Annotated in this window: 24 protein-coding genes and 1 pseudogene; 15 read left to right on the forward strand and 10 right to left on the reverse strand. The window is 68.3% G+C overall.

Annotation, left to right across the window (positions count from 1 at the left end; all coding sequences use genetic code 11):
- Nucleotides 1-27 precede the first annotated feature (27 nt).
- Complete coding sequence (locus tag ACHAA4_RS12515) at nt 28-1209, reverse strand: glycosyltransferase (protein ID WP_435774578.1); 1182 nt, start codon at nt 1207-1209, stop codon at nt 28-30.
- 15 nt (nt 1210-1224) lie between these two features.
- The gene (locus ACHAA4_RS12520) at nt 1225-2052 is read right to left on the reverse strand and encodes a YqjF family protein (RefSeq protein WP_435774512.1); all 828 of its coding nucleotides are present in this window, start codon (nt 2050-2052) and stop codon (nt 1225-1227) included.
- A gap of 221 nt (nt 2053-2273) precedes the next feature.
- Between ACHAA4_RS12520 and ACHAA4_RS12525 the strand changes: the two genes are divergently transcribed.
- The 7 genes from ACHAA4_RS12525 (at nt 2274) to ACHAA4_RS12555 (ending at nt 8147) form a co-directional block, all read left to right on the forward strand.
- Entirely contained in the window at nt 2274-3080 is an 807-nt protein-coding gene (locus ACHAA4_RS12525) for a glycosyltransferase family 2 protein (protein WP_435774513.1), read from the forward strand.
- On the forward strand, nt 3077-3922 hold the full coding sequence (locus tag ACHAA4_RS12530) for an endonuclease/exonuclease/phosphatase family protein (RefSeq protein WP_435774514.1): 846 nt from the start codon (nt 3077-3079) through the stop codon (nt 3920-3922). Before ACHAA4_RS12525 ends, ACHAA4_RS12530 begins: the two co-directional genes overlap by 4 nt.
- On the forward strand, nt 3919-4560 hold the full coding sequence (locus ACHAA4_RS12535) for a DUF2238 domain-containing protein (RefSeq protein ID WP_435774515.1): 642 nt from the start codon (nt 3919-3921) through the stop codon (nt 4558-4560). The genes ACHAA4_RS12530 and ACHAA4_RS12535 overlap by 4 nt, the downstream gene beginning before the upstream one ends.
- Complete coding sequence (locus tag ACHAA4_RS12540; RefSeq protein WP_435774516.1) at nt 4542-5798, forward strand: flavin monoamine oxidase family protein; 1257 nt, start codon at nt 4542-4544, stop codon at nt 5796-5798. Before ACHAA4_RS12535 ends, ACHAA4_RS12540 begins: the two co-directional genes overlap by 19 nt.
- Nucleotides 5799-5802: 4 nt before the next feature.
- Nucleotides 5803-7395 carry a cryptochrome/photolyase family protein gene (locus ACHAA4_RS12545; RefSeq protein ID WP_435774517.1) on the forward strand — a complete coding sequence of 531 codons (1593 nt, stop codon included), beginning with the start codon at nt 5803-5805 and terminating at the stop codon, nt 7393-7395.
- A gap of 83 nt (nt 7396-7478) precedes the next feature.
- Nucleotides 7479-7754 carry an ArsR/SmtB family transcription factor gene (locus ACHAA4_RS12550; protein ID WP_435774518.1) on the forward strand — a complete coding sequence of 92 codons (276 nt, stop codon included), beginning with the start codon at nt 7479-7481 and terminating at the stop codon, nt 7752-7754.
- Between the two features lie 3 nt (nt 7755-7757).
- Entirely contained in the window at nt 7758-8147 is a 390-nt protein-coding gene (locus ACHAA4_RS12555; RefSeq protein ID WP_435774519.1) for a VOC family protein, read from the forward strand.
- A gap of 28 nt (nt 8148-8175) precedes the next feature.
- Here the strand turns inward: ACHAA4_RS12555 and ACHAA4_RS12560 are convergent, their stop codons facing one another.
- Both ACHAA4_RS12560 and ACHAA4_RS12565 read right to left on the reverse strand, forming a co-directional pair.
- Nucleotides 8176-8841 carry a hypothetical protein gene (locus ACHAA4_RS12560; RefSeq protein ID WP_435774520.1) on the reverse strand — a complete coding sequence of 222 codons (666 nt, stop codon included), beginning with the start codon at nt 8839-8841 and terminating at the stop codon, nt 8176-8178.
- Between the two features lie 49 nt (nt 8842-8890).
- Complete coding sequence (locus ACHAA4_RS12565) at nt 8891-9628, reverse strand: maleylpyruvate isomerase family mycothiol-dependent enzyme (protein WP_435774521.1); 738 nt, start codon at nt 9626-9628, stop codon at nt 8891-8893.
- 33 nt (nt 9629-9661) lie between these two features.
- On the opposite strand from ACHAA4_RS12565, the pseudogene ACHAA4_RS12570 reads away from it, so the two are divergent.
- The 4 genes and pseudogenes from ACHAA4_RS12570 to ACHAA4_RS12585 all read left to right on the forward strand — a co-directional run.
- Nucleotides 9662-10096, forward strand: a pseudogene (locus tag ACHAA4_RS12570) (TSUP family transporter); the annotation flags it as partial.
- A gap of 94 nt (nt 10097-10190) precedes the next feature.
- Nucleotides 10191-10466, forward strand: a complete 276-nt coding sequence (locus ACHAA4_RS12575; RefSeq protein WP_435774522.1) for a TSUP family transporter — start codon at nt 10191-10193, stop codon at nt 10464-10466.
- A gap of 319 nt (nt 10467-10785) precedes the next feature.
- Complete coding sequence (locus tag ACHAA4_RS12580) at nt 10786-11742, forward strand: aldo/keto reductase (RefSeq protein WP_435774579.1); 957 nt, start codon at nt 10786-10788, stop codon at nt 11740-11742.
- A gap of 3 nt (nt 11743-11745) precedes the next feature.
- On the forward strand, nt 11746-12195 hold the full coding sequence (locus ACHAA4_RS12585) for an N-acetylmuramoyl-L-alanine amidase (protein ID WP_435774523.1): 450 nt from the start codon (nt 11746-11748) through the stop codon (nt 12193-12195).
- Nucleotides 12196-12219: 24 nt separating this feature from the next.
- On the opposite strand, the gene ACHAA4_RS12590 is transcribed toward ACHAA4_RS12585, so the two are convergent.
- From ACHAA4_RS12590 to ACHAA4_RS12615, 6 genes are all read right to left on the reverse strand, one after another.
- The gene (locus ACHAA4_RS12590; RefSeq protein WP_435774524.1) at nt 12220-13380 is read right to left on the reverse strand and encodes a glutamate--cysteine ligase; all 1161 of its coding nucleotides are present in this window, start codon (nt 13378-13380) and stop codon (nt 12220-12222) included.
- Between the two features lie 237 nt (nt 13381-13617).
- Nucleotides 13618-14427 (reverse strand): aldo/keto reductase, encoded by an 810-nt coding sequence (locus ACHAA4_RS12595; protein WP_435774525.1) that lies wholly within the window; start codon nt 14425-14427, stop codon nt 13618-13620.
- 9 nt (nt 14428-14436) lie between these two features.
- Entirely contained in the window at nt 14437-14838 is a 402-nt protein-coding gene (locus tag ACHAA4_RS12600) for a hypothetical protein (RefSeq protein ID WP_435774526.1), read from the reverse strand.
- A complete protein-coding gene (locus tag ACHAA4_RS12605) occupies nt 14838-16610 on the reverse strand; it encodes an Ig-like domain-containing protein (protein ID WP_435774527.1) in 1773 nt (590 codons plus the stop codon). Before ACHAA4_RS12605 ends, ACHAA4_RS12600 begins: the two co-directional genes overlap by 1 nt.
- Before the next feature lie 134 nt (nt 16611-16744).
- Nucleotides 16745-17347, reverse strand: coding sequence for a signal peptidase I (locus tag ACHAA4_RS12610; RefSeq protein ID WP_435774528.1), 603 nt, complete (start codon nt 17345-17347; stop codon nt 16745-16747).
- Nucleotides 17348-17459: 112 nt separating this feature from the next.
- Nucleotides 17460-18044, reverse strand: coding sequence for a TasA family protein (locus ACHAA4_RS12615; RefSeq protein ID WP_435774529.1), 585 nt, complete (start codon nt 18042-18044; stop codon nt 17460-17462).
- Between the two features lie 131 nt (nt 18045-18175).
- On the opposite strand from ACHAA4_RS12615, the gene ACHAA4_RS12620 reads away from it, so the two are divergent.
- From ACHAA4_RS12620 to ACHAA4_RS12635, 4 genes are all read left to right on the forward strand, one after another.
- A complete protein-coding gene (locus ACHAA4_RS12620; RefSeq protein WP_435774530.1) occupies nt 18176-18952 on the forward strand; it encodes a response regulator transcription factor in 777 nt (258 codons plus the stop codon).
- A complete protein-coding gene (locus ACHAA4_RS12625; protein ID WP_435774531.1) occupies nt 18945-20219 on the forward strand; it encodes a sensor histidine kinase in 1275 nt (424 codons plus the stop codon). The genes ACHAA4_RS12620 and ACHAA4_RS12625 overlap by 8 nt, the downstream gene beginning before the upstream one ends.
- Nucleotides 20220-20257: 38 nt before the next feature.
- Complete coding sequence (locus ACHAA4_RS12630) at nt 20258-21169, forward strand: NADP-dependent oxidoreductase (RefSeq protein WP_435774532.1); 912 nt, start codon at nt 20258-20260, stop codon at nt 21167-21169.
- A gap of 152 nt (nt 21170-21321) precedes the next feature.
- A complete protein-coding gene (locus ACHAA4_RS12635) occupies nt 21322-23529 on the forward strand; it encodes a catalase (protein ID WP_435774533.1) in 2208 nt (735 codons plus the stop codon).
- Nucleotides 23530-23605: the final 76 nt, after the last annotated feature.

Here is a 23605-nt window from a genome sequence, read left to right on the forward strand (position 1 = left end):
TCTGCCGCACGTCCGGCCCAGCCTGGCTCAGCGCAGTCCCTCGATGATCCGCAGCGCGCTGCCGGTGCCGTCCTCACCCGCCATCTGGCCTGCTGCCGCGCGGACGGCCGGGCTGAAGCCTTCCACCGCACCCAGCGCGGCACTGAGCCGTTGCGCGGTCAGCCGACGCTGCGGGATCGGGTCCGGGGTGAGACCCTTCGCGCGCAGCCGTGCGCCCCAGAACGGCTGGTCCGCGATGAACGGGACCAGCACGGACACGGTCCCAGCCGCCGTCGCCGCATGGACGGTGCCGATGCCGCCGTGATGCACCGCAGCAGCGGCCTGCGGCATCACCGCGGCGTGGTCCACGGAGCCGATCACGTGGACGTCATCTCCGCGCAGCTCCGCCGGCACCTCGAGCCCACCCAGCCCGGTCGCGAGCAGCGCACGGTACCCCGCGGCACGAATTCCGCCGATGACCTCCTGGGCACGGGCGCGAGCATCCCCAGCCGCCATCGACCCGAAACCCGCATAGACGAAATCACCTGCGGCGACGAAATCGGCGGTCGCGGGGTCGAGCGCACTCACCCGGTCCTGGGTCCAGGCCCCGGTGAGGTGGACCGTCTCGGGCCAGTCGGCGGGGCGATCCAGGACTGCCGCACTGATCGGCAGAATCGTGGCGGCCGGCGGGGCCGTCCGCCCGTAGGTCCCGCCGACCAGCCGGGACACGTCGCGCAGATCGCGGCGGAACATCGCCCCACCCGCGCTGGCGGCACCGTAGGTATAGCGGTTGAACCGACCCAGGTCCCGGGTGCTGGTCCCGGCTGCAGGGAACGCGGTCGTCGGGGTCACCGCTGGAACGATCTCGACCACAGCGTGCGGGACTCCCAGGGAGGTCGCCACCAGACCCGCGGAGAGGATCTTCGGATGCGTCACCAGCACGTCGGGCCCGAAGTCCATGGCGGCTTTGGCGGATTCCATGATCACCGCGCGCATCAGCGGCTGCACGGTGGAGCGGTAGGACCGGATCGCGGCGGCCACCGAGACCCCCTGCTGGGTGATCAGCTTGGAGTAGTCGACGCCCATGCTGACCACATCCAGCCCGGTGAGGTCCACGCCGGAATGATCGGGCACCACCAGACGCACGTCATGGCCGGCATCCAGGGCCCGCCTCGCCAGCGCCGCGAACGGTTCGACGTCGCCGCGTGACCCAGCCGTCGCCAACAGCATCCTCATCGCTCAGGCCTACCTCTCCTGTGGTCTGGCTGGTACAGCCCCTGGTGCGGACCGGCCGCTCACCCACCGCTGGCCCAGCCGCGGACCCCGCTGCGGCGGAGCGAAGACCGTCGTCACCGCCGGCGCGTAGAGCACCGAATCAGGAGTCCGGTCGCTGAGGCCCTCGAACCCCGCCGCGGCCAGCAGCCCGTCGTCCAGGTGCACCAGCTCGGCCTGCCGCAGCGGCCAGGGTTCGTGACTGTTCCTGCAGTAGATGGTGCGCCCCAGATGCCGCTCATGGAAGCCCCAGCGTGCGGTCAGGAAGTTCGCCACCGGATCCTCGGGGAGCGCAGGGTCAAGACCCGTGTCAGGACCTGTCTCGGGACTGGGACGTACGCGAAGCGTGGAGGCCGCCTGGCGCCGCCCATGTCGACGCGTCGTGTATTCGACCTCGCCGTCGGATGTCTTGATCTTCATCGAGGCCCACTGATAGCGCAGTCCGAACGCCGCCCGGGCGACCAGCACAGGAATCAGGTGGGAGGCCTCGAGGCTGCGGAAGACCACCCCGCGGCGGCCGTGCTCGTCCACGGAGTAGAGCCGCACATTGACCTCTGGGAAGTCCCCGAGCCACGGCACGGCCGGCCCGCCGAAGAAGGAGCTCTTCGACATCTGGAACCCGATGAGCCCCACCCAGGAGCTGCCGTCCAGCACGTCCGGGAAGCAGCCCGGAGGCATATAGGGCGCGACGACGCTGGGGTTGACCCGCCAATGCACGAAGGACACCTCACTCCAGCGCTGCCTCAGCACCGCTGGACCGCCCAGCGGAGGAGCCTCGGGGGAGAGTACGTCGAAAGCCATCGGAGAACCTCATCATCAGAGCGGGGAGGTCGATGCTCGTCCGAGCAGCGGCAGGTGATCAGCATCCTATCGAGCACGGACCGTGCCGCGGGCACGGTGTCGCGCAGCGGGGACTCATTCGGCGTAGATTGAGCCAGTAGTACAAGAGGTGAAGGTTCTTACTTCTCACGACAGGCGGCGAGGGCTGCAGATCAATCAGGGCCGGGGCCGCTATGAACACCATGGACGAGAGCCAAGACGAGCGTCGGGACGACCGCGCCACGCGGGTCACCGTGTCGGTGGTCATCCCGGTCAAGGATGACAGCGCTGAACTGACCGTCTGTCTGGCCACCCTCACGGCACAGACCCGGCCCGCCGAGGAGATCATCGTGGTCGACAACGCCTCCGCCGATGACTCCGCCGCAGTCGCCCACGCCGCAGGTGCCACCGTGTTGAGCTGCCCGCAGCCAGGCATTCCCGCGGCTAGCGCCGCGGGATACGACGCCGCCACCGGTGATCTGATCCTGCGGCTCGATGCAGACTGCGTGCCGGGGCCCCGCTGGATCCAGGAAGTGGTCGCAGCCTTCGAGGAGCAGCCCGACGTCGCGGCGCTGACCGGTCCTGCCAGGTTCATCGACGGCCCGGTGCTGCTCCGGCGTCCACTGGTGTTCGCCTATCTGTCGGCGTACCGATACTTCTCGATGTCCGCGCTGGGGCATCTGCCGCTGTTCGGCTCGAACCTGGCCATGCGGCGCGAGGCGTGGGAACAGGTGCGCCTCGAGGTGCATCGCGACGACCCTGAGATCCACGACGATCTGGACCTGTCCTTCCACCTCGGGGAGCGTCATCGTCTCGCTCAGATGGGCGGAGAGCCGATGGGCATCTCGATGCGTCCGTTCAAGGACGCCAGAGCATTCCACCGCCGGGTCAAGCGGGGATTCCGGTCCGTGACCGTGCACTGGCCGCAGGACCTCCCGCCCTACCGGTTGCGCCGCGCGGCTCTGCGCAGATACGGTCACGCGTCCCAGACCGACGGAGTTCAGGCATGAGCGCCCCGGAGACCGCCGTGATCGGCCATGTGCCGGACCCTGCCCTGCATGTCATGAGCTGGAACATCCGACGGCGCACGTTCGCGCTCCATCCGCGCCGCGCCGACAGGTGGCACCGCCGCGCCCCCGGGCTGCGCAGCCTGCTGCAGATGGAACGTCCGACCCTGCTCGGCATTCAGGAAGCACTGCCGGATCAGGCGCGATTCGTCGCTGAGACACTGGGCGATGCCTACCGGTCCGTCGGCCACGGGCGGGGCCGTCACGGCGGAGGCGAGGCCTCACCGATCTACTACGACGCCGAACGGCTCGAGCTCCTCGACTGGGAGCAGCGCGCGCTCTCGGACACTCCGCACCACCCGGGCTCCCGATCCTGGGGCAACCTGATTCCGCGCAGCCTGGTCACCGCGAGGTTCCGCGACCGGGCCACCTCCACAGACTTCCGCGCGCTGAACACCCACCTCGATCACCTCTCCCACCGCTCCCGGCTGCGCTCGGTCCAGAACATCAAAGAACTGGCCAGCAGCAGCTCGTTGCCCGTGGTGCTCATGGGGGATATGAACGCCGACCAACAGAGCGCACCCGTGCAGGAGCTGCTCCGCGGCGAGGCGCTCACCGACACCTGGGCAGGAGCAGCGCACCGTGACAGCCAGCAGTGGGGCACCTTCCCCAACTACCGGGCACCACGGCTGGACAGCGGCCGCATCGACTGGGTCATGGTCTCCCCGGCGGTGGACGTGCTGCGCGCCGCGATCAACCCGACGCGCCACCCCGGAGGATGGGCCTCCGATCACCTGCCGGTCCAGGCCGTGCTCCACCTTCCCCCGAACGGCGGCTCCGCATGATCGAGAACTTCCTGCGTCCCCCGCAGAACCTTGCCGAGATCGCCGCAGACGTGCTGCGCGGCATCGGACTCTTCAGCGTGATCCTGGCAGCGATGTTCTTCGACCTCACCGACGCCGGGATCCTGGCCTTCGCCCTGCCTGGACTCGTCGCACCACGCTTCCTCGCGTTCCCCGCGGCCGCAGACACCACCGTCTCAGTGACCCTGCTGATCGCCGCGTGGAGCAACGTGTTCGACCTCTACACCCGCATCCCGAACTGGGACCTGCTGGTGCACTTCTTCTGCACCGCAGTGCTGGCGGCCGGGCTCTATGCGCTGCTGCTGCGGTCGGGCACCGTGGTCGATCCACGCACGCGCCTCGCCGCGGCCAGGGTCGGGGTTGTGCTCACCACGACGCTCGGTCTGGCGCTGAGCGCGGTCTGGGAGATGGTGGAATGGCTGGGCTTCATCTTCATCACCCCCGACATCGCTGTCACCTACGTCGACACCATCGGCGATATGGCCGCCGGAGGGATCGGATCGTTGGTGGCAGGCGTCGTCGTCGTGCTCTACCTTCGCGCGCACCGCGGCGTGTCAGACGCTCCGCCTAGACTGACCACCACTTCACGAGATGGAGACCCATGGACACCGACGTCATAGTCATCGGCGCGGGACTCGCCGGGCTGCAGTGCGCCCGCCGGCTCCAGCGCAACGGGCACAGGGTCATCGTGCTTGAAGCCGCCGACGCCGTCGGAGGACGGGTGCGCACCGACGTCATCGACGGATTCCGCTGCGACCGCGGCTTCCAGGTGCTCAACCCGGCCTATCCTGCCGTGCAGGACTGGATCGACGTCGACTCGCTCGGCCTGCAGGCGTTCGGCGTCGGCGCGGTCATCCGCACCGCCACGAGCACGACCACGTTGGCCCATCCGCTGCGCCACCCGGAGCACACCCTGGCCACCTTGCGCAGCGCGCACACACCGGTCTCCGATCTGCTCGCCCTCGCCCGATGGATCGCCCCGACCCTGCGGCACTCCGCCACCGGTCCACGCCCAGACCAGGACCTGACGCTGCACGACTCCTTCGACGCCGCAGGGCTCACCGGTCGGCTGCGCCGGGATGTGCTCGACACCTTCCTGGCCGGCGTACTGGCCGACAGCAGCGGGCAGAGCTCCGCGAACTATGTCCGACTGCTGGTCCGCTACTTCGCACTGGGCGCCCCCGGCCTGCCACGGGGCGGAATGCAGGCGCTTCCGGAACAGATGGCCCAGTGGCTGCTCGAACCGGTCCGGCTGAACACCGCCGCCCGGGATCTGCAGCACACCGCCGAGGGCGTCCAGGTCAGCACCGACGCCGGGACGCTGCGGGCACGAGCCGCCGTCGTCGCCGTGGGACCGCAGGATCTGACCGCACTCACCGAGGCGCCCGCGCCGCCCACCCACGGCCTGACCACCTGGTGGTTCCGCTCCGCAGAGCTGCCCCAGCAAGGGCCCTTCCTGATGCTCGACGCCACCCGACGTGGGGGAGGTCCTGCGGGTCCGATCTGGAACACCGCGGTGGTCTCACAGGCCGCCCCCTCCTACGCACCCGAGGGCCAGCACCTCATCCAGGCGACGACCCTGCTGGACCGCCCCGACGGCCTCGCCGAGGAGGCTGAGGTGCGCCGGGACCTGGAACGGCTCTACCAGCGCCCGACCGCCGGCTGGGAGCTGCTCACCCGCCACGTCGTGGAGCACACGCTTCCGGTCCAGCCGCCGCCGCTTCCCGACGCCAGCCCGCAGCAGGTCGGGGAGCGGGTGCTCATCGCCGGCGATCACCGCGACCACGGTTCCATCCAGGGCGCCCTGGTCTCCGGAGACCAGGCCGCGGAGTCCGTGACCCGTCTGCTCACCGGCTGAGCGCATGGCGACCTCCCCGTCACTTCGGCTGGTGCTTCCGCATCAGCTCTTCAAAGAACACCTTGACGCCGACCCTGACACGGTCTTCGTCATGGTCGAACACGACCTGCTGTTCCGGCAGTACTCGTTCCACGCCCAGAAGCTGGTCCTGCACCGCGCCTCGATGGATCGCTTCGCGCGGCGCCTGCGGGCGCGCGGCCACCAGGTCACGGTGCTGCGCAGCGAGGCAGAGACGAGCTCCCATGACCAGCTGGCGGACCTGGTCCGCGAGCTGGCACCGGGCCAGGTCAGCGTGTTCGACGTCGTCGACGACTGGCTGGAGCGAGAGCTGCACACCGCGCTGGAAGAAGGCGGCTACTGGCTTCGCGCCCAGGACGTGCTGGAGACCCCGAACTTCCTGACCAGCCGGACGCAGGTCGATGACTGGTTCGGCGCGCACGACGCCCGGATGCACGAGTTCTATGTCTGGCAGCGCCGCCGGTTCAAGCTGCTCCTGGACGCCGACGGGGACCCGGTGGGCGGGAAATGGTCCTTCGACGCCGAGAACCGCAAGAAGCTTCCTCGCGGGTACACGCCGCCGGTCATCGGGCGCTTCGCGAGCCACCCGATCCTGCAGCGCGAGGGGATGTTCGACCTCGGGGAGCTCGGCGGAGGCGACGACGCTGCGAACGACGACGGCGCGGCCGACGTCGCCCGGGCCATCGCCTGGGTCCGTGATGAGTTCCCCGACGCCCCGGGGGACCCGGGGCTGTTCGCCTGGCCCACCAGCGCGGAGGAGGCTCGCGAGCACCTGCGTGAGTTCGTGCATGAACGTCTGAACGATTTCGGTCCCTACGAGGATGCGATCTCCGCCGAGCACCCGTTCATCGCCCATGGGCTGCTGACCCCGGCGCTGAACGTCGGGCTGCTGGATCCCCGCGAGGTGGTGGATGCGGTGCTTGAGGCCGCCGACGAGTCCACCCCGCTGGCCTCCGTGGAGGGATTCATCCGCCAGGTGATCGGCTGGCGGGAATACATGCGCGCGACCTACCGCACCCGGGGGCGTCAGCTGCGCAGTGCGAACCGGCTGGATCACCGCAACACGCTCGGGGAGGGCTGGTGGGATGCGAGCACCGGACTGGCCCCGGTGGACCTGGTGATCTCCCGCGTGCTCGCGACGGGATACGCCCATCACATCGAACGCCTGATGGTGCTGGGCAACGCGATGTCACTGCTGCGCATCCACCCGGACGCGGTCTATGAGTGGTTCATGGAGCTCTTCATCGACGCCTACGACTGGGTGATGGTGCCCAACGTCTACGCGATGAGCCAGTTCGCGGCAGGCGAGGCGATCACCACCAAGCCCTATGTCTCGGGCAGCAACTACCTGCGCAAGATGTCAGATCTGCCCACGGGTGACTGGGCGGCGGAGTGGGACGGGCTCTACTGGACCTTCATCCGGGACCACCGCGAGGTCTTCGAAGCCAACCCGCGGGCACGCATGGTGGTCTCGCTGCTGGAGAAGATGGACCAGGAGAAGCGGCGCGCCCACCACGACCGGGCACAGCGACTGCTCGAGCCCCCACAGGGGAGCCGGCTGCTGACCCCGGGCCGGTGACGCGGCGGAGAAACGGCGGCTTCTTTCGGACCGGCACCTCACCCACCGTTGACAGGCAAGTGAACGCTTGCCTATGGTGAGCTGTGACCGAGGTCTATAGAGCACTGGCAGATCAGACGCGGCGACTGCTGCTCGATGAGCTGCTGACCCGTGATGAGCAGACGTTGTTCGAACTCTGCTCCAAGCTGGCGATGAACCACGGTCTCACCCCTTCACGTCAGGCCGTGTCCCAGCACCTGGACCTCCTGGAGGCCGCCGACCTCGTCCGCACCGAACGGCGGGGACGCTACAAGCTCCACACCATCCACACCGCCCCATTGGCGCAGATCGCGCAGCGGTGGCCCTTGCGAAAGGCATGACCGATGAAACTTCAGACCGTCAGCATCTTCGTCGATGATCAGCAGCACGCGCTGGACTTCTACACCCAGACCCTGGGCTTCAGGAAGGCGGCCGACGTCCCGCTCGGGGATCACCGCTGGCTGACCGTGGTGGATCCCGACCGCGAGGACGCCACCGAGATCTCGCTCGAGCCCAAGGCCCATCCCGCGGCCATGGCGTTCGCCGCGGCGCTCGCAGCTGACGGGATTCCGATGTGCGTTCTGGGCGTGGACGACGTGCACGAGGCTCACGCCCGACTCACGGCCCAGGGTGTCAGCTTCACCCAGCCGCCGACGGAGATGGGTCCGGTGACGATCGCCGTGCTCGACGACACCTGCGGCAATCTGCTGCAGATCGCGCACTACAACGACTGAGGTCCGCCGTCGGAGACCCCGCTCAGTCTCAGTCCCCAGGCTCCGTTCTCCCTGGTTCGGGTGTTCCAGGCGGCACTCCGTCCTGCTCCAGCGCGGCGCTCCAGCTGCCGTAGGTGTTGCGAATGCTCGGACCAGAGGGCAGATCAGTCCGTCCGCCCTGTTGTTCGAGCTTCCGCCAGTCCACGTAGCTCTGATAACTGGTGGTGAAACCTGCTCGCGCTCCGTCGGCGGTGAAATCGCGCAGCGCTGCCCGGAACTGTTCTTCGGAGAACCGTGCGGTCCCGAAGCCCGTGGGCGTGGTTCGACTGGAGGCGGCCAACCCCACATTCTGCAGCGCCGCGCTCCAGGAGCCTGACGCGCGCTTGAGAATAGTGCTGGCGCCCACGGGCCAGACGTTTCTGCCCCGCCCCGGCGCTGCGTCCTGTGCGGCAAGGAACTGGCTGCGCAGCTGCCCATACTTCTGCGCGGAGAGACTCAGGGAAGGGTCGGCGGCGACTGCGTCCCTGCCCGCCCGCACGGCCTCGATCGCCTGCGTGATCTGTGCCGCCGCGCCCTGGTCCTGGAGCATCTTGGTGACGGTGTCCTGCAGATCCGCTGAGAGCTCGGGGGACTCCCGCTTCGGGGTCCGCCCGATTCCGATCGCGAAGAGCAGGCTGGCGGTGATGGCGCTCTCGCTCACCGATGGTGCGGCCATAGGGTTCACACCTCACTTTCTGCAGTCATGAGTGATGAGGATCTTGCCTCTAGGGTGTCAGCGCGCCCGTGAGGACGGCTGTGGCTGCCGCATGGTCGCCGCGCACGGCCAGGCCTTCCAGGCTCCGCCTGCCCCAGAGCAGCAGGGCCAGCTCTGCGGCAGATGCGGTGATCCTTGCCGAGGGCTCAGCTGATGATTCAGCCGGAAGCCGCCACCGGCCGGGAGTGCTCTCCGCGACCAGCAGCAGGCTGTGTGGTGGTGCGGAGGCCCGGCCGAGTCGGATCTGCCGGGGATGCATCACCTCCACCACCTCCGCCACACAGTCTTCCCAGACTGCGGCCTCCACAGGCGGCATGGGTGACCCGAGCGCCTGGCACAGGTCCCAGAGATGGATCAGCGTCTCGTGAGTCTGCCTGCGCTGCCAGAACGACGCTGACCCCACGCCTGCCAGGGTCTGACAAGGCTGATCGATCGGTACCGAGGCGAGAGTCGTGCGAAGCAGCCCCGCAGCTGCCCGATAGCGTGCGGCGGATGCCCGGGAGTCAGAAAGATTCTGGACCACAACCCCGGAATCTGGGAGCTCCAGCTTCTCGCCGAGCACCTTGCCGGCCGCCCAGAGGTGGACGGCGCCCAGGTGCTCGGCCAGCTCCTGCACGGACCATCCGCCGCAGTGCGGCACCTTGGCTTCGAGGGCGGCACCTGCCAGCTGGGACTCGAAGGCATGCTGGAGCCCGGCGAGCTGCTCCAGTGGCGGCCCCCGCCGTGCGGCACCTTCGTCATCGGCCATGCGCGGAGTCTATAGGCTGGTCCGATGGTCGAAATGGAGGCGCTCAACTGGGTGCTGCTCGGAGTGGGTGCCCTGGTGGTGGGCCTGTCGAAGACAGCGCTGCCCGGCGGCGGCACGCTCGCCGTCGTCCTCTTCGCCATGGCCCTGCCCGCACGGGAGTCCACTGCGGCGCTGCTGGTGCTGCTGATCGTCGGTGATCTGTTCGCGATCTCGATGTACCGCAAGACCGTGGACTGGGCGATCCTGCGCCGACTGATCTGGCCCGTGCTGCTCGGCGTGGCTGTGGGCACCGTGTTCCTCGGCGTCGCCTCCGACGCCGCGGTCCGCCGGGTGATCGGTGCGATCCTGCTAGGACTGCTGGTCTTCACCCTGCTGCGCCGACGCCGGCAGGCCAGTCAGCAGGCGCCGGACCAGCAGTCACCGGACCAGGACACGAGACAGCAGACGACGAGGAACCAGTCCCCGACGTCCCACCGCCGCGGGGCCCTGGCGGCGGGCTTCGGCTACGGCTGGCTGGGCGGGTTCACCACGATGGTGGCCAATGCCGGGGGGGGGGCCGGTGATGAGCATGTATCTGCTGGCCATGCGGCTGGACGTCAAGACCTTCCTCGGCACCGCCGCGTACTTCTTCTTCGCGGTGAACCTGGTCAAGGTTCCGTTCCAGATCGGTCTGGGGCTGTTGAACACCCATATCTTGAGCATCGTGCTGGTGCTGGTGCCGCTGGTCGTGGTGGCGGCGTTCCTCGGCCGATGGATCGCGGGACGGATCTCACAGGCGGTCTTCGAGCGTCTGGTGCTGGGACTGACCGCCGTCGGTGCCATAAACCTGCTCCTCTGAGCCGGACGGTGAGGCAAGGTCTGAACAGGCTCTCGAAGGTTGACTTTGTACCGCATCCGAAGGCCCGGTAGGTTGCGAGAATGCATCTTTCCCGTCGCAGAATGATCACAGCGGCTGCCGCAGGCGCCACCACCGCGGGCGTCACCCTCGTGTCCGCAGTACCCGCCTCTGCGGCGCCCCGCCGCCGGTACCGTACCCGGCCGAGTCCGCGCATGTGGCGCCGGCCCACCGAATACGACCGGTCGCGGCAGCAGGAGAACCCCTCGAACACCCTCGGCTGCCCGCTCGGGAGGGGATTCTGATCGCTGCCTCATCCGGGATCGGACCCAGGAACACCCTCGGGAACACCGACATCGAAGCCTCCGGCCTGTGCCTGGGCGCCAACACGTTCGGTTGGACCAGTGACCGGGACACGTCCTTCGAGGTGCTCGATGCCTACCGTGCAGCTGGCGGGAACTTCCTCGACACCGCGGACAGCTACTCGGCCTGGGTCGATGGCAACAGCGGCGGTGAGTCCGAGACGATCCTCGGCGAATGGCTCGCCGCCCGCGGCACTCGGGACGACGTCGTCGTCGCCACCAAGGTGAGCCAGCATCCGGAGTTCAAGGGACTGTCCGGGACGAACGTCGCGGCTGCCGCAGAGGCCTCGCTGCGCCGCCTCCAGGCCGAGCACATCGACCTTTACTATGCGCACTTTGACGATGAGCAGACCCCGTTGGAGGAGACCGTCGGGGCCTTCGAAGATCTCGTCCGGGCAGGCAAGATCCGCGCCGTCGGCCTGTCGAACTACACGCCCGAGCGGATCCGAGAATGGTTTGAGATCGCCCGACGCACCGGGGCGAGCCTGCCGGTGGCATTGCAGCCGCACTATAACCTTGTCCACCGCCGCGATTTCGAGGCCGGCAAGAGCGAGCTGGCACGCCAGGAGAGACTGGCCGTGATGCCGTACTTCGCGCTGGCCTCCGGGTTCCTGGCCGGGAAGTATCGGCGGCGTGAGGACCTCGAAGGGGCAGCCCGCGCAGGAATGGCCGGGAAGTACTTTTCAGAATCCGGCGTCAGGGTCCTGGAGACCCTGGATGAGATCGCACATCGGCTCGAGGTCGAGATGCCCACCGTGGCGCTGGCCTGGCTGCGCACGCGTCCCCAGATCCTGGCTCCGATCGCCAGCGCCCGCACGACTGAACAGCTCCCGGCTCTGCTTGCGGGAGCTCAGCTCGAGCTCTCCGCGCAGGACGCGGATGCGCTCACCGCCGTCTCAGACGATATGGAGAACTGACCCGTGAAGCAGAACGTGATCTGGAAGACCTCCCCGAACTTCTCGACGGGCCGAGGCGGCACCGCAGTGGACCGCATCGTCATCCACTACATCGTGGGCAACCTGGCCGCCTGTGATTCCACCTTCCTGAACCCTGCCTCCCAGGTCAGCGCCCATTACGGGATCGGGGAAGGGCGGATCCACCAGTATGTGAGCGTGAACAACACCGCCTGGCACTCCGGGAACTTCGGCTTCAACCAGCGCAGCATCGGCATCGAGCACTCCGCCGACCCCAACCGCGCGCCCACCACCCAGACGCTGAACATGTCGATTATCCGCTGCGTCACGCTGTGCCGGCAGTTCAACCTGAATCCGCTCACGGCGATCGTCCCGCACGAGTCGGTGGTCCCCACCGCCTGCCCCGGCACCGTGGACTGGGAGTACATCCGAGACCGCACCGCCGTCCTGCTCTGAGCCTCGCGCCGAGGTGCGGGTCGGCTACTCCTCGCCGACGTTCACCGGTTCACGCCGGAGAGACTCGGCCCCCGGACTGACCGGGGCGGAGTCGCTGACCTCGTGGGTGGCGTGGAGCGCGGCAGCGATGACGTCGCGGGAGTCACCCGCGTGGCGGAAGGCCTCGCGCTGGTGATAGGCCCCGGTCCCGTTGCGCAGAATCTCACTGATCAACGCATCCACCTGGCGGTCCTCCCCGTACTCCGCGAGCACCGGCGCGACGGTGTCGAGCAGACGCGTCACCACCTCTCCCGCCGCAACCGGCATCGCGGTGTACGGATCCACCAGCAGCGACTCGACCCCGCAGCGGCTCGCCCGCCAGGTCCAGGCCCGCAGCACCGCGGTCTCCACCAGCAGCGGGGGCACCCCGGCCCGCCAGTCCCGCGCCGCGGTCTCCACCAGGGCGCGGGTCAGCGCGGCGATCACGGCGGCGTGCTTGGCGAAGAGACAGACGTCGGGGACCCGGATCTCCACCGTGGAATGACGGTCACAGATGCGCGCGTCGAAGTAGAGCATTCCCTCGTCGAGCGGCACTCGGGACCTCAGCAGGGTTTCTCGCTGCCGGTCGTAGCTCTCGAGGCTTCCGAAGAGATCGGGGGGACCGGTGTTCGGCCAGCGGCTCCAGGTCTGATAGCGGTAGCTGTGGAACGCAGTGTCGTTGCCTTCCCAGAAGGGGGAGTTGCTGCTCAGTGCGAGCAGCGTGGGCAGCCAGATCCGGATCCGGTCCAGCACCGCCACACCCTCGGCCCGCGAGTGCACCAGCACATGGATGTGCAGCCCGCCGGTGAGCTGCTGCAGGGCCGTGATTCCCGCCCATCCGGCCATCTGCTGGAATCGCTGCTGAGGAACAAGGTGAGGGGTCACCGCCCCCGGGACGGTGGCCAGCGCCACGACCCGGCCGCCGAACTCGGCGGCGCAGGCGTCCGCCCAGGCGCGGCCCGACCGGATGCTCGCCAACTGGCCGCTCAGCGTGCTCTGCGGCGGGTTGACCACCTCAAGCTGTTCCTGCTGCAGCTCTGCGGCGAGCTCATGGCCACTATGGGCGCGGAAGCCGTTGCGCTCCGCGACCTGCCACCCCAGGGGCAGGGGAGTCAGCTCAGTTTCGTCCACCAGCAGCAGCTCTTCTTCAACGCCAAATGTTCGCACGAACACGTCCTTCACCCTCGAAGGTCATTCGGGAGCGGCACCGATCGCACTGGACAGTCAGGCCCCCACCAATGACTGCTGCACCATGCCCAACCCCCGCGGATGAGGCGAGCGTACCCCCGAATGTTCCCCGGCATAAGAGGCCAAAGGGGCCCTAGAATCTGGTCCTCGCCCAGGCCCAGGTCAGAACCGTGTCGAGGTCAAAACCTGCCGCTTTCGTCGCTCAGCCCGGAGCGTTCAGCCGGTGAAGGTGTCGGGATGACCGCCCCGGCGACCGTCCTCGCCCTTGTCCAGCGCCGTGATGGCGGCCATGTCGTGGGCGTCGAGCTCAAATCCGTAGAGGTCTCGGTTCATCGCGATCCGCTCGGCGCTGTTGCTCTTCGGGATGGCGATGACTCCGCGCTGCAGATGCCAGCGCAGCATCACCTGGGCGGTGCTGACCCCGAGCCGCTGCGCGATCTCCGTGAGCACCGCATCCCCGAACTGATCGGTGCGGGCCAGCGGGCTCCATGCCTGGACCACGATCCCGCGCTCCTGACAGAAGGTGCGAACCTCGTCGTTGGGGAAGTACGGGTGCATCTCGATCTGGTTCACCGCCGGGGTCACCCCGGTGGCGTCGATGAGGCGCTGAAGCTGGGCGGGGGTGAAGTTCGAGACGCCGACGGCGCGCGCCCGGCCGTCTTCGGTGAGCTCTAACATCGCCGTGAAGGTGTCCACGTAGTCGACATCGAGCATCGGCATCGGCCAGTGCATCAGGAACAGGTCCACATAGTCGAGGCCCAGCGTCTGCAACGAGGTCGCGAAGGTCTCACGGACGGCGACGGGATCATGATTGCCGTTGTTCAGCTTGGTGGTGACGAAGACCTCGGCACGGTCGACCCCGGAGAGCCTGACGGCCTCGCCCACCTCAGCCTCGTTGCCGTACATCTGCGCGGTGTCCAGCAGCCGGTAGCCGGCATGCAGCGCGGAGACCATGGCCTCGGTGGTGGCCTTGCCGGTGCCGAATCCGATCTCCGGCATCTGGATTCCTGAATTGAGCTCGATCATGAGCAGATCCTACGCGTGCCTGCGGTGCTGGTCCGCGTGCTGTCCGCGGCGCGGCTCCAGTCGGGACCGACTGGAGCTCAGCACCAGCAGCAGCAGGGTGGAACACGAGAGCGCCACGAGCAGGATCTCGATCCAGCTGGGCGCGTCCGTCGCGCCGGCTCCCGGCAGCCCGACGGCGGTCACCAGAAGCAGCCCCAGCAGGGTGCATAGGGCCACCGCGGCGGTGGTGAGCCGGGATTCCACGCAGTTGCTCCACCACAGACGGCCGGCGGCGAGTATCCCGAGGACCGCGGCCAGGCCCGAGAGCACCGTCAGGTAGGCCGTCTCCTCAAGCTGCAGCCACCCGTAGAACCCGTGGGTTCCCGCCAGCAGGGCGGCGCTCACCGCGGCGAGCTTCACGGCGCCGCGCATCAGAACCTGGACCAGACGCCGACGGGTGCGGTGGACATCCCGGTCCCAGTGCGGTTCGTCGCTCCGGCGGAGGGGGACCAGTACATCACCGAGGGTGAGACCCGATCGACGAGGCTCCAGCTGGAGCCGCCGGCCTGCCAGCCCAGGGTCACGGTGATGCTGGTCCGCCAGGCACCGTCGAACCAGGTAGTGGTGGGCGTCATGGTGGCATCGAAGGTCACGGTCTGGCCCCAGTTGATGTAGTTGGCGCCCAGGTCGAAGGAACCGAGGTTGACCGTGCTTCCACCGCGCAGAATGGTGATCCTGTCCGATGACCCGTTGTCCTGCAGACGCACGGTGGCCGACCTGGAGCCGCCGGACCATCCCGCGCTCAGCGAGTCAAGGTCCACCTGCTCGCTGAAGATGTAGTTGATGGTGTCTCCGGCGTCGACCTCCCCGGCGCTGCGTCCGTTGTAGACCTGGATCCCGAGGGCCTCCAGCACGGTGTTGGTGACCCGCACGCCGGTGATCGGGCTTGAGACCGTCTCTGTGCCGTTTCCGTCGGTGAGCACGGCGCGGAAGGAGTAGCTGCCGTTGGCGACTGCTGCGGAGTCCCAGTTGCAGCTGTAGGGCGACCGCGTCACGGTGCAGGCCGTGGTCCAGGTGTTCGATCCGCTGGTCGCATACTGCATCGCGACCGAGCTCACGCCGGCGGTGGAGCTGGCCGAGGCGCGCAGCGCCACAGTTCTACTCATCGTCGAGGCCGGGTTCGTCATGGCCACCTCGGAGACGGTGTTCTTGACGGTCCGGTTCGGCACCACCGGGGAGGTCGCGGTATTGCCCGCCAGGTCGGTCGCCAGGGCGCGGAAGCTGTAGGTGCCGTCAGTGAGCTTCTTGGTGTCGTACTCGCAGGAGTAGGGATGAGAGGAGTCGGTGCACAGATCTGTCCAGCTGCCGCCGGCTGCGGCGTACTGGATCCGCACCTGGGCGACTCCAGAACCGCCGTCCGTCGCGGTGCTCTCGAAGGTGCGGGTCCCGGCCAGCGTCTGGCCGGGGTCCTTCATGGTCACGCTGGGGGCGGTGTTGTCCACCCGGATGCTGCGCACGACCTCGGAACGCACCCTGAGGTCTCCGGCGCTGGCAGTGGCGCGCAGATCGTAGACACCGTCAGGCATGGCCACGGTGTTCCCGCTGCAGGTGAACGGGGAGCGGAGATCGGCGCAGGCGGTCGACCACCGGTCGGTCCCTGCGGGCGCGAACTCCACGCCGACCCGGTACGGGGTGGATCCGGCGTTGTGCAGCGTGGTCGTCAGGGTCGCGGCGCCGCGAATGGTCTGGCTCGGCGCACTGACCACCACGGCGACCTGGTTCGCCACGGTCGTGGTGACGATGTCTGATCTGGCGATGTTGCCGTGCGTGTCAATGGCCACGGCGCGGAGGCTGTGGGCACCGTCGTCGCCGTCCTTGGTGTTCCAGGCGCAGCTATAGGGCGCCGAGGTGGTGGCACACAGCTCGGTCCAGCCGGTGGCGCCGGGGCCGCGATGTTCGAGGGTGACGCTGCGGACCGCGGAGTCGGCGTCGGTGGCTGTTGCGGAGACCGTGGCGATGTCCCGGACCGCGGAGCCCGGGCTGTTCATGGTGACCTTGGGCGGAGTCCAGTCCGCAGCGGCCCGGATGGTGCTCTCGGCGGTGCTCGAGGTGGAGGTGAACGCCGCGGTGGACAAGGTCGGAGCTGTCTGACCCAGAAGAGCGGTCACCAGCGTGAGCAGGACCAGCAGTGTGCGTACCTTCATGATCTCCACAGGCTTCCGTTCAGCGATTCGGTTCACGATCCAGCCTAGGGATCCACGGGTCACAGGCTCTCCACAGAAACCGGTGCCTGGCCCACAGGAAGGCAACAGTTCCCAGCAACAGGTCCCTGAGCGGTTCAGTGCCGGGTGGCCGGTGACAGCTGGTGAGCGGCGGCGGCCGTGTCGGTCCCGGTCGTGGGGCTGCGCAGCGCCCGGACCACCTCGATGAGACTCAGCACGCCCACGATGCCCGCCGGGATACCGATGATCAGCATCCGGATCTCGCGATCCGCCAGGGCCAGGAACACCCAGCCGAGACCGGGGATCGTGGCCTCGACCCGCGCCTGGGTCGGATCGTCCAGGCCGAAGATCCAGGGGTCGGCGGAGGAGTTGGCGTCTCCTCGGGTCTGAAAGGTCGGCTCCTCGCCGCTGCTGTCGACGTCGACGATCCGGTGCGTGACCAGCTCGGCGATCCCGGAGTCTGGTGGAGGAAGGTAGGTGATGATGTCCCCGACGGCCAGGTCCTCCACCGGGACCGCCTCGGCGAAGGCCAGCGAGCCGCGTTCGAAGGTCCCCGACATGGATGCCCCGGTAATCACGTAGCGCTCATATCCAGCGAGTCCCGGCAGCAGGAAGATTCCGGCGAGCACCACGGTGGCGATGGCCGCCAGGTTGACCAGGACGCCGAGCGCCTTGCCAGAGGCGCGGCGGAGGTGGTGGGTCTTCGTCTGCTGAGCCATCATCGGGTCCCTTCAGAGCTGAGCGGTGTTTGGTGTGGTCCTGCCGAACGTTGAGCAGGCAGGGGCGACGGCGGGCGGGCCCGGATGCAAGTACGCGGGCCCGCCCGGGAGGTCACTGGTCGTAGGTGGTGGCCTCGCCCTGGATGGCATCCCAGCTGTAGGTTGCGGTGGCGGTCTTGCCCTGCTCGTCGTTCTGGGCGGCCTGGTCCAGCGTCACGCTGAAGGTGAACTCCCGGGAGGCGCCTGGTGCCCAGGTGCCCAGGGGCAGGGCGCCGGCGGTGGTGAGCTCACCGAAGGTGCCGCTCCAGACCGGGTCGCTTGCGCCGGCCTCGGTGATGGTCAGCTGCAGATTGGACTTGTTCACGAAGCCGTTGGTCGCGGACTCGGTGAGTTTGAACGAGGCGGGCAGCGAGCCGGTGTTCTCCAGCGTCACGCCGCCGTTGACGGTGTCGCCGGGCTTGAGGCCGTCCAGGCTGAAGATCGCCTCATCTACCTTGGAGTTGCTCTGGGTCAGCGTCCCGGTGGTGTAGGCGTTGCCGTCGTTGACGGAGCTGGAGGTGAAGTCTGCACCGGAGCCGACCACCAGGGCCGCTGCGGTGAGCAGACCTGCCAGGGGCAGCAGCACCCGACGACGCCGGGAGTTGGACTTGACGGGGGCGACGGTCTCGGCGGCAGCGGTGGTGGCGGTGTTCTTCATGGGGATTCTCCTGAGAAGCGGTGTGGTCGAGGTGATGACAACAACGCTACGGAGACCATTGCCACAGCAGGCCCACAGAGTTCCTTCAAATTTGCCACAGTTGTGCAACAGGGGTGCGCTAAGCTCCGAACGTGGCTCATCGCATACTTCTCGTCGAAGACGACGACGGCATCGCCCTGCCGCTGACCCGCGCTTTGACGCGGGAGGGCTACTCGGTCCAGCGCGAGGCGGCAGGAGAGCCTGCGGTCCTGCGCCTGCGTCAGGAAGCCGTGGATCTGATCATCCTGGATCTCGGCCTGCCCGACATCGACGGGCTCGATGTCTGTCGCCGGGTCCGGGAGAACGGATTCGCCGGGGCCGTGCTGATCCTCACCGCACGCGGGGCCGAGATCGACCGGGTCGTCGGTCTCGACGTGGGTGCCGATGACTACATGGCCAAGCCTTTCGGCCTCGCCGAGCTGCTCGCCCGAGTGCGCGCCCTGCTTCGCCGTGGCCAGCCCTGCGGTGCGGCTCCCGCCGACTCGAATCCATCCGGCGCACAGTCCAGCTCCGCGGCCGCTCCAGTGCCGGACCTGGGACCGGCCGAACCCGGCCCGGCGCCCCGCGAGGACAGCTGGGTGTCGGTGGACACCAATGCCCGACAGGCATTCGTCGGCGGCGTCGAGCTGCCGCTGACCGCCAAGGAGTTCGACGTGCTGGCGCTGGTGGACGCCGAACGCGGTGCCGTGGTGACCAGAGAAGACCTCATGGACCAGGTGTGGGACGTCAACTGGTTCGGATCCACCAAGACCTTGGACGTCACCATGGGTCGGCTCCGACACAAGCTCGAAGCCGCACGGTGCAGCAGCCAGATCGTCACCGTGCGCGGCGTGGGATTCAGACTCGAAGACCTCATCCGCAGTGCGTGAACGCCTCCTGGTCGCCTTCGGCACGCTCATCCTGGTGATCGTCGCCCTCTACGGGATTCCGCGGGCCTACCTGCTGGCCGACGGCGTGCAGCAGATCGAGGTGGATCAGCTCAACCATTCGGCGGACTTCCTCGCCGAGCTGATCCCGGAGCGGTCCAACAATCAGGGTGTGGACCAGGAGTATCTCGCAGGACTGCTCGAAGACTCTGAGCGCATCGAGCACCTCGACGCTGCGGGTGAGCTGATCGTCGAAGCCGGCGAGCAGCTGCCGGAGCATCCCAGCGACATCGTGGCAACCCGTGAGCTGCCCGAGAGCGAGCAGCTCACGCTGACCCGTGCCGGGCTCCACGTCCAGGAGCAGATCGTGGACGCCGTGACCCCGGTCGTCGTCCTCGGCGCGGGTCTGACGCTGAGCGCGGGCATCGTTTGTCTGGTGATGGCCCGCAAGCTCTCCCGTCCCTTCCAGGACCTCGCCGCCGCCGCCCGCCAGCTCGGCAGCGGTCGGTTCGACCTCGAGGAGCGCGACTACAAGCTGCCCGAGGCCCAAGCCATCGGCACCGCGCTGACCAGCAGCGCGCGAAAGCTCGAGCAGCTGCTGGAGCATGAGCGCGAGTTCGCCGCCAACGCCTCGCATCAGCTGCGCACTCCGATCACCGCCCTGCGCCTGGAGCTGGAAGACCTCACCTACTGGCCAGAGACGCCCCCGTCGGTGGTCGCGGAGCTCACCCACGCGCTGGGCGAGCTGGACCGGCTCAGCACCGCCGTGACCGAGCTGCTGGAACTGGCCCGCGGACAGCGTCTCGGTGACGGCCACACCGTCAACCTGCGGGAGCTGCTGCAGGACTGTGTCTATCGCTGGGCCCGGCTGGCCGGCGAACGCCATCGCGATCTTGCGGTGAGCGTCCCGGACGAGTTGACCGCAGTCCTGCACGAGGGACCCGTCGCGCAGATCTTCGACGTGCTCATCGAGAACGCACTGACCCATGGCAGCGGCACCGTGGAGCTGCGCGCCGAGGACGCGGGGACCCACCTGCGGCTCAGCGTGGCCAACGAAGGGCTCCGTCCTGAGCGCATCGATCTCTTCGAACGCCGCGTCACCCAGGGCTCGGGAGAAGGCATCGGACTCGCTGTCGCCTCCGAGCTCGCCACCGCCGTCGGAGGAACGCTGCGGCTGGAGCCCGGACCCAGTACCCGCTTCATGCTGATGCTTCCGCAGTCCCAGCACCGGATCCCCACGACCGCAGGGATCCGAACGAGCGCGGAATAGAACCTGCTCCCCAGGGGGTTGCCATGATTATGCGTGCAATGAGCTATTCAGAATACGGCGACCCCCAGACCCTCGAACTCACCGACCTCCCGCTGCCCAAGGTGGCACCCGGAGCCGTCCTGATCAAGATCGAACGCGCCTCCGTGAACCCGGTGGACTGGAAGCTCATGTCCGGGGGGCTCGACGGGCTCATCGACGTGGTATTCCCGGTCATCCCAGGCTGGGACGTCTCCGGGGTCATCGAGGCCACGGGCCCCGACGTACCGGAGTTCTCCGCCGGTGACCGCGTCGCCAGCTACGCCCGCAAAGACTTCACCCACGGCGGGACCTACGCCGAGTACGTCTCGGTGCCCGCCACCTCCGTGGCCCGCATCCCCGACGGAGTCGACTTCGACTCCGCCGCCGGGCTGCCGCTGGCTGGCCTGACCGCGCTGCGCTCGCTGGAGACCCTCCAGGTCACCGCCGAGGACACGCTGCTGATCCACGCCGCCTCCGGTGGGGTGGGCCACCTGGCCGCCCAGCTCGCCGTGGAGCGCGGGGCCACCGTGCTGGGCACCGCGTCGGAGAAGAACCACGCGAAGCTGAGCGAACTCGGCGTGACCCCTTTGACCTACGGCGAGGGCCTGGCCGATCGGGTCCGCGACGCCGCGCCTCAGGGCGTCACCACCGTGGCCGACTTCGTCGGCGGCGTGCTCCAGGACACGCTGGCAGTGCTGGCCGACGGCGGCCGGCACGTCTCCGTGGCCGACCCCTCCGTCGAAGAGCATGGCGGCCGCTGGATCTGGGTCCGCCCCGACGGCGACCGGCTGGGTGCGCTCCTGGAGAAGGTCGCCGCTGACACCCTGCGGGTGGCCGTTGACCGGGTCTTCCCGCTGGAGGAGTCCGCCGCCGCCATGGAGGCCAACCAGTCAGGATCCAACGGCAAGATCCTCATCGATACCACCCGCTGACACGTCGCTGGCCGGCAGGGCGCCTCACGCGCCCTGCCGACCACCAGCCAGCAGGACTAGCCTGATCACGTGAGGTCTCATCCCAGGGGGAGAGGACCAACCGGTTCTTCTGTGAGACCAGCTCTGGTCGACAACCACAGAGAAGAGTTGCCATGAACGACATCCATATCCCAGGTGCGCCCCAGGCCGAACCGCCCACCGAGGGCCAGCCGGTCACGCCCCGCGGACCGCTGGAGCCCAAGCAGGACCAGCGCGCCGCAGCGCCGGTCAGCCCCACCGGCGCCGAGGTGCCGGGCAGCGACACCGGACGGGTCCAGCAGGGTGAGTACCTGACCACCGCGCAGGGCGCCCGCGTCCGCGACACCGACCACTCGCTCAAGGCCGGCAGCCGAGGACCCGTCCTGCTGCAGGACCACCATCTGCGCGAGAAGATCATGCACTTCGATCATGAGCGCATCCCGGAGCGCGTGGTCCACGCCCGCGGCGCCGCCGCCCACGGGATCTTCGAGTCCTATGGCACCGCCGGTCACCTCACCCGGGCGAAGTTCCTGGCACAGAAGACCACCACCCCGGTGTTCACCCGCTTCTCCACCGTGCTGGGCAGCCGCGGCTCCGCCGACACGGTCCGCGACACCCGCGGCTTCTCCACCAAGTTCTACACCGAGGAGGGCAACTACGACCTCGTGGGCAACAACATCCCGGTGTTCTTCATCCAGGACGCGATCAAGTTCCCCGACGTGATCCACGCCGGCAAGCCCCACCCGGATCGGGAGATCCCGCAGGCGCAGAGCGCCCACGACACCTTCTGGGACTTCGTCTCGCTGCACACCGAGGCGCAGCACCACGCCATCTGGAACATGTCCGACCGCGGCATCCCGCGCTCGCTGCGCATGATGGAAGGCTTCGGCGTCCACACCTTCCGGCTGATCAACGCCGAAGGCGGGTCCTCGCTGGTGAAGTTCCACTGGAAGCCCAAGCTCGGCGTGCACTCCATCACCTGGGAGGAGGCGCTGATGACTAACGGCGTGGACCCGGACTTCCACCGCCGGGACCTGGCCGACGCCATCGAGGCCGGCGCGTTCCCGGAATGGGAGCTCGGCGTGCAGGTCTTCCCGGACAGCGAGGACCAGATGTTCCATGGCATCGACCTGCTGGATCCGACCAAGTTCATCCCCGAGGAGCTCGCCGAGGTGCAGCTGCTGGGCAAGATGACCCTGAACGCGAATCCGCAGAACTACTTCGCGGAGACCGAACAGGTCGCCTTCCACCCGGGCCACCTGGTCCCGGGCATCGAGGTGACCAATGACCCGCTGCTGCAGGGCCGGCTGTTCTCCTACCTGGACACCCAGATCACCCGTCTGGGCGGACCGAACTTCGCGCAGATCCCGATCAACCGGCCCCGCGCGGCGGTCAACGACATGCTCCGCGACGGCTACCACCAGACTGCGGATCACGCCGGCATCGCGCCGTACCACCCGAACTCCTTCGACGGCGGCAACCCGTACCCGGTCAAGGACATCTCGGAGACCTCCGATGTGCCCAGCGCGCTGATCGACTTCCCGGAGCCGGTGGCAGAGAGCGTCAAGGTGCGTGCGAGCCCGCAGAGCTTCGACGACCACTACACCCAGGTCACGATGTTCTACCGCAGCCTTACCCGCACCGAGCAGCTGCACGTGATCCAGGCGTACACCTTCGAGCTGGCGAAGTGCTACGAGCCGATCATCAAGGAGCGCCAGCTGCAGCAGCTGACCCACATCGACGCTGATCTCGCGGCGGGTGTGGCCGAGGGCCTCGGACTTCCCGTGCCCGAGCCGCTGCAGGCCCCGGTGGAGCCCGAGCTGCTCAGCCCCACGCTGTCCCAGATCGGCGGCACCTGGCCGATCGAGGGTCGATTGGTCGGCGTCGTCGTCGATGAGTCAAGCGACATCGACGCGATCCAGAAGCTCCGCAAGGCCATCGACGCCCAGGACATGGTGCCCCTGGTGGTCGCCCCCACCGGTGCGCCGCTCTCCGACGGCACCCCGGCCCAGCGGACCTACCTGACCGCACGGTCCATCGAGTTCGACGCGATCGTCTTCCTCACTGCTACCGCCGCCGGCGCCGCCGGTGCCAGCCCGGACACCGACCACAAGCTCGGTGACCCCACGGGTGACCCGAAGGTCGATCCGCGGCTGACCCTGATGGCCGCCGAGGCGTACCGCCACGGCAAGGCAGTGGTGTTCCCCGAGGGCTCCCCGCTGCTGGCCGCCAGCGGCATCACCGCCACGGCGCCCGGCGTCCTGGTGGGCCCACCGGAGAAGCTCACGGAGGACCTCTTCACCCTGATGGGCGCCCACCGCGCCTGGGAGCGCTTCGCCTGATCCCAGCCGGTGACAGGCAGCTTCAGCCGGTCGGCTGCAGCTGCTGAGCAGCGGACTGTTCGGCCCCTTCGCGAGA

Origin of the sequence: Nesterenkonia maliinae (assembly GCF_051262655.1) — a bacterium.
GTDB lineage: Bacteria > Actinomycetota > Actinomycetes > Actinomycetales > Micrococcaceae > Nesterenkonia.

Excerpts from the sequence above, each read along its gene's own strand:
- ACHAA4_RS12615 (WP_435774529.1), bottom strand. The coding sequence starts at position 18,044 with ATGAAGAACACCGCCACCACCGCTGCCGCCGAGACCGTCGCCCCCGTC.
- ACHAA4_RS12530 (WP_435774514.1), top strand. The coding sequence starts at position 3,077 with ATGAGCGCCCCGGAGACCGCCGTGATCGGCCATGTGCCGGACCCTGCC.
- ACHAA4_RS12535 (WP_435774515.1), top strand. The coding sequence starts at position 3,919 with ATGATCGAGAACTTCCTGCGTCCCCCGCAGAACCTTGCCGAGATCGCC.
- ACHAA4_RS12605 (WP_435774527.1), bottom strand. The coding sequence starts at position 16,610 with ATGAAGGTACGCACACTGCTGGTCCTGCTCACGCTGGTGACCGCTCTT.
- ACHAA4_RS12545 (WP_435774517.1), top strand. The coding sequence starts at position 5,803 with ATGGCGACCTCCCCGTCACTTCGGCTGGTGCTTCCGCATCAGCTCTTC.
- ACHAA4_RS12540 (WP_435774516.1), top strand. The coding sequence starts at position 4,542 with ATGGACACCGACGTCATAGTCATCGGCGCGGGACTCGCCGGGCTGCAG.
- ACHAA4_RS12595 (WP_435774525.1), bottom strand. The coding sequence starts at position 14,427 with ATGATCGAGCTCAATTCAGGAATCCAGATGCCGGAGATCGGATTCGGC.
- ACHAA4_RS12555 (WP_435774519.1), top strand. The coding sequence starts at position 7,758 with ATGAAACTTCAGACCGTCAGCATCTTCGTCGATGATCAGCAGCACGCG.
- ACHAA4_RS12600 (WP_435774526.1), bottom strand. The coding sequence starts at position 14,838 with ATGCGCGGCGCCGTGAAGCTCGCCGCGGTGAGCGCCGCCCTGCTGGCG.
- ACHAA4_RS12610 (WP_435774528.1), bottom strand. The coding sequence starts at position 17,347 with ATGGCTCAGCAGACGAAGACCCACCACCTCCGCCGCGCCTCTGGCAAG.
- ACHAA4_RS12565 (WP_435774521.1), bottom strand. The coding sequence starts at position 9,628 with ATGGCCGATGACGAAGGTGCCGCACGGCGGGGGCCGCCACTGGAGCAG.
- ACHAA4_RS12525 (WP_435774513.1), top strand. The coding sequence starts at position 2,274 with ATGGACGAGAGCCAAGACGAGCGTCGGGACGACCGCGCCACGCGGGTC.
- ACHAA4_RS12520 (WP_435774512.1), bottom strand. The coding sequence starts at position 2,052 with ATGGCTTTCGACGTACTCTCCCCCGAGGCTCCTCCGCTGGGCGGTCCA.
- ACHAA4_RS12635 (WP_435774533.1), top strand. The coding sequence starts at position 21,322 with ATGAACGACATCCATATCCCAGGTGCGCCCCAGGCCGAACCGCCCACC.
- ACHAA4_RS12575 (WP_435774522.1), top strand. The coding sequence starts at position 10,191 with ATGAGCATGTATCTGCTGGCCATGCGGCTGGACGTCAAGACCTTCCTC.
- ACHAA4_RS12515 (WP_435774578.1), bottom strand. The coding sequence starts at position 1,209 with ATGCTGTTGGCGACGGCTGGGTCACGCGGCGACGTCGAACCGTTCGCG.
- ACHAA4_RS12560 (WP_435774520.1), bottom strand. The coding sequence starts at position 8,841 with ATGGCCGCACCATCGGTGAGCGAGAGCGCCATCACCGCCAGCCTGCTC.
- ACHAA4_RS12630 (WP_435774532.1), top strand. The coding sequence starts at position 20,258 with ATGAGCTATTCAGAATACGGCGACCCCCAGACCCTCGAACTCACCGAC.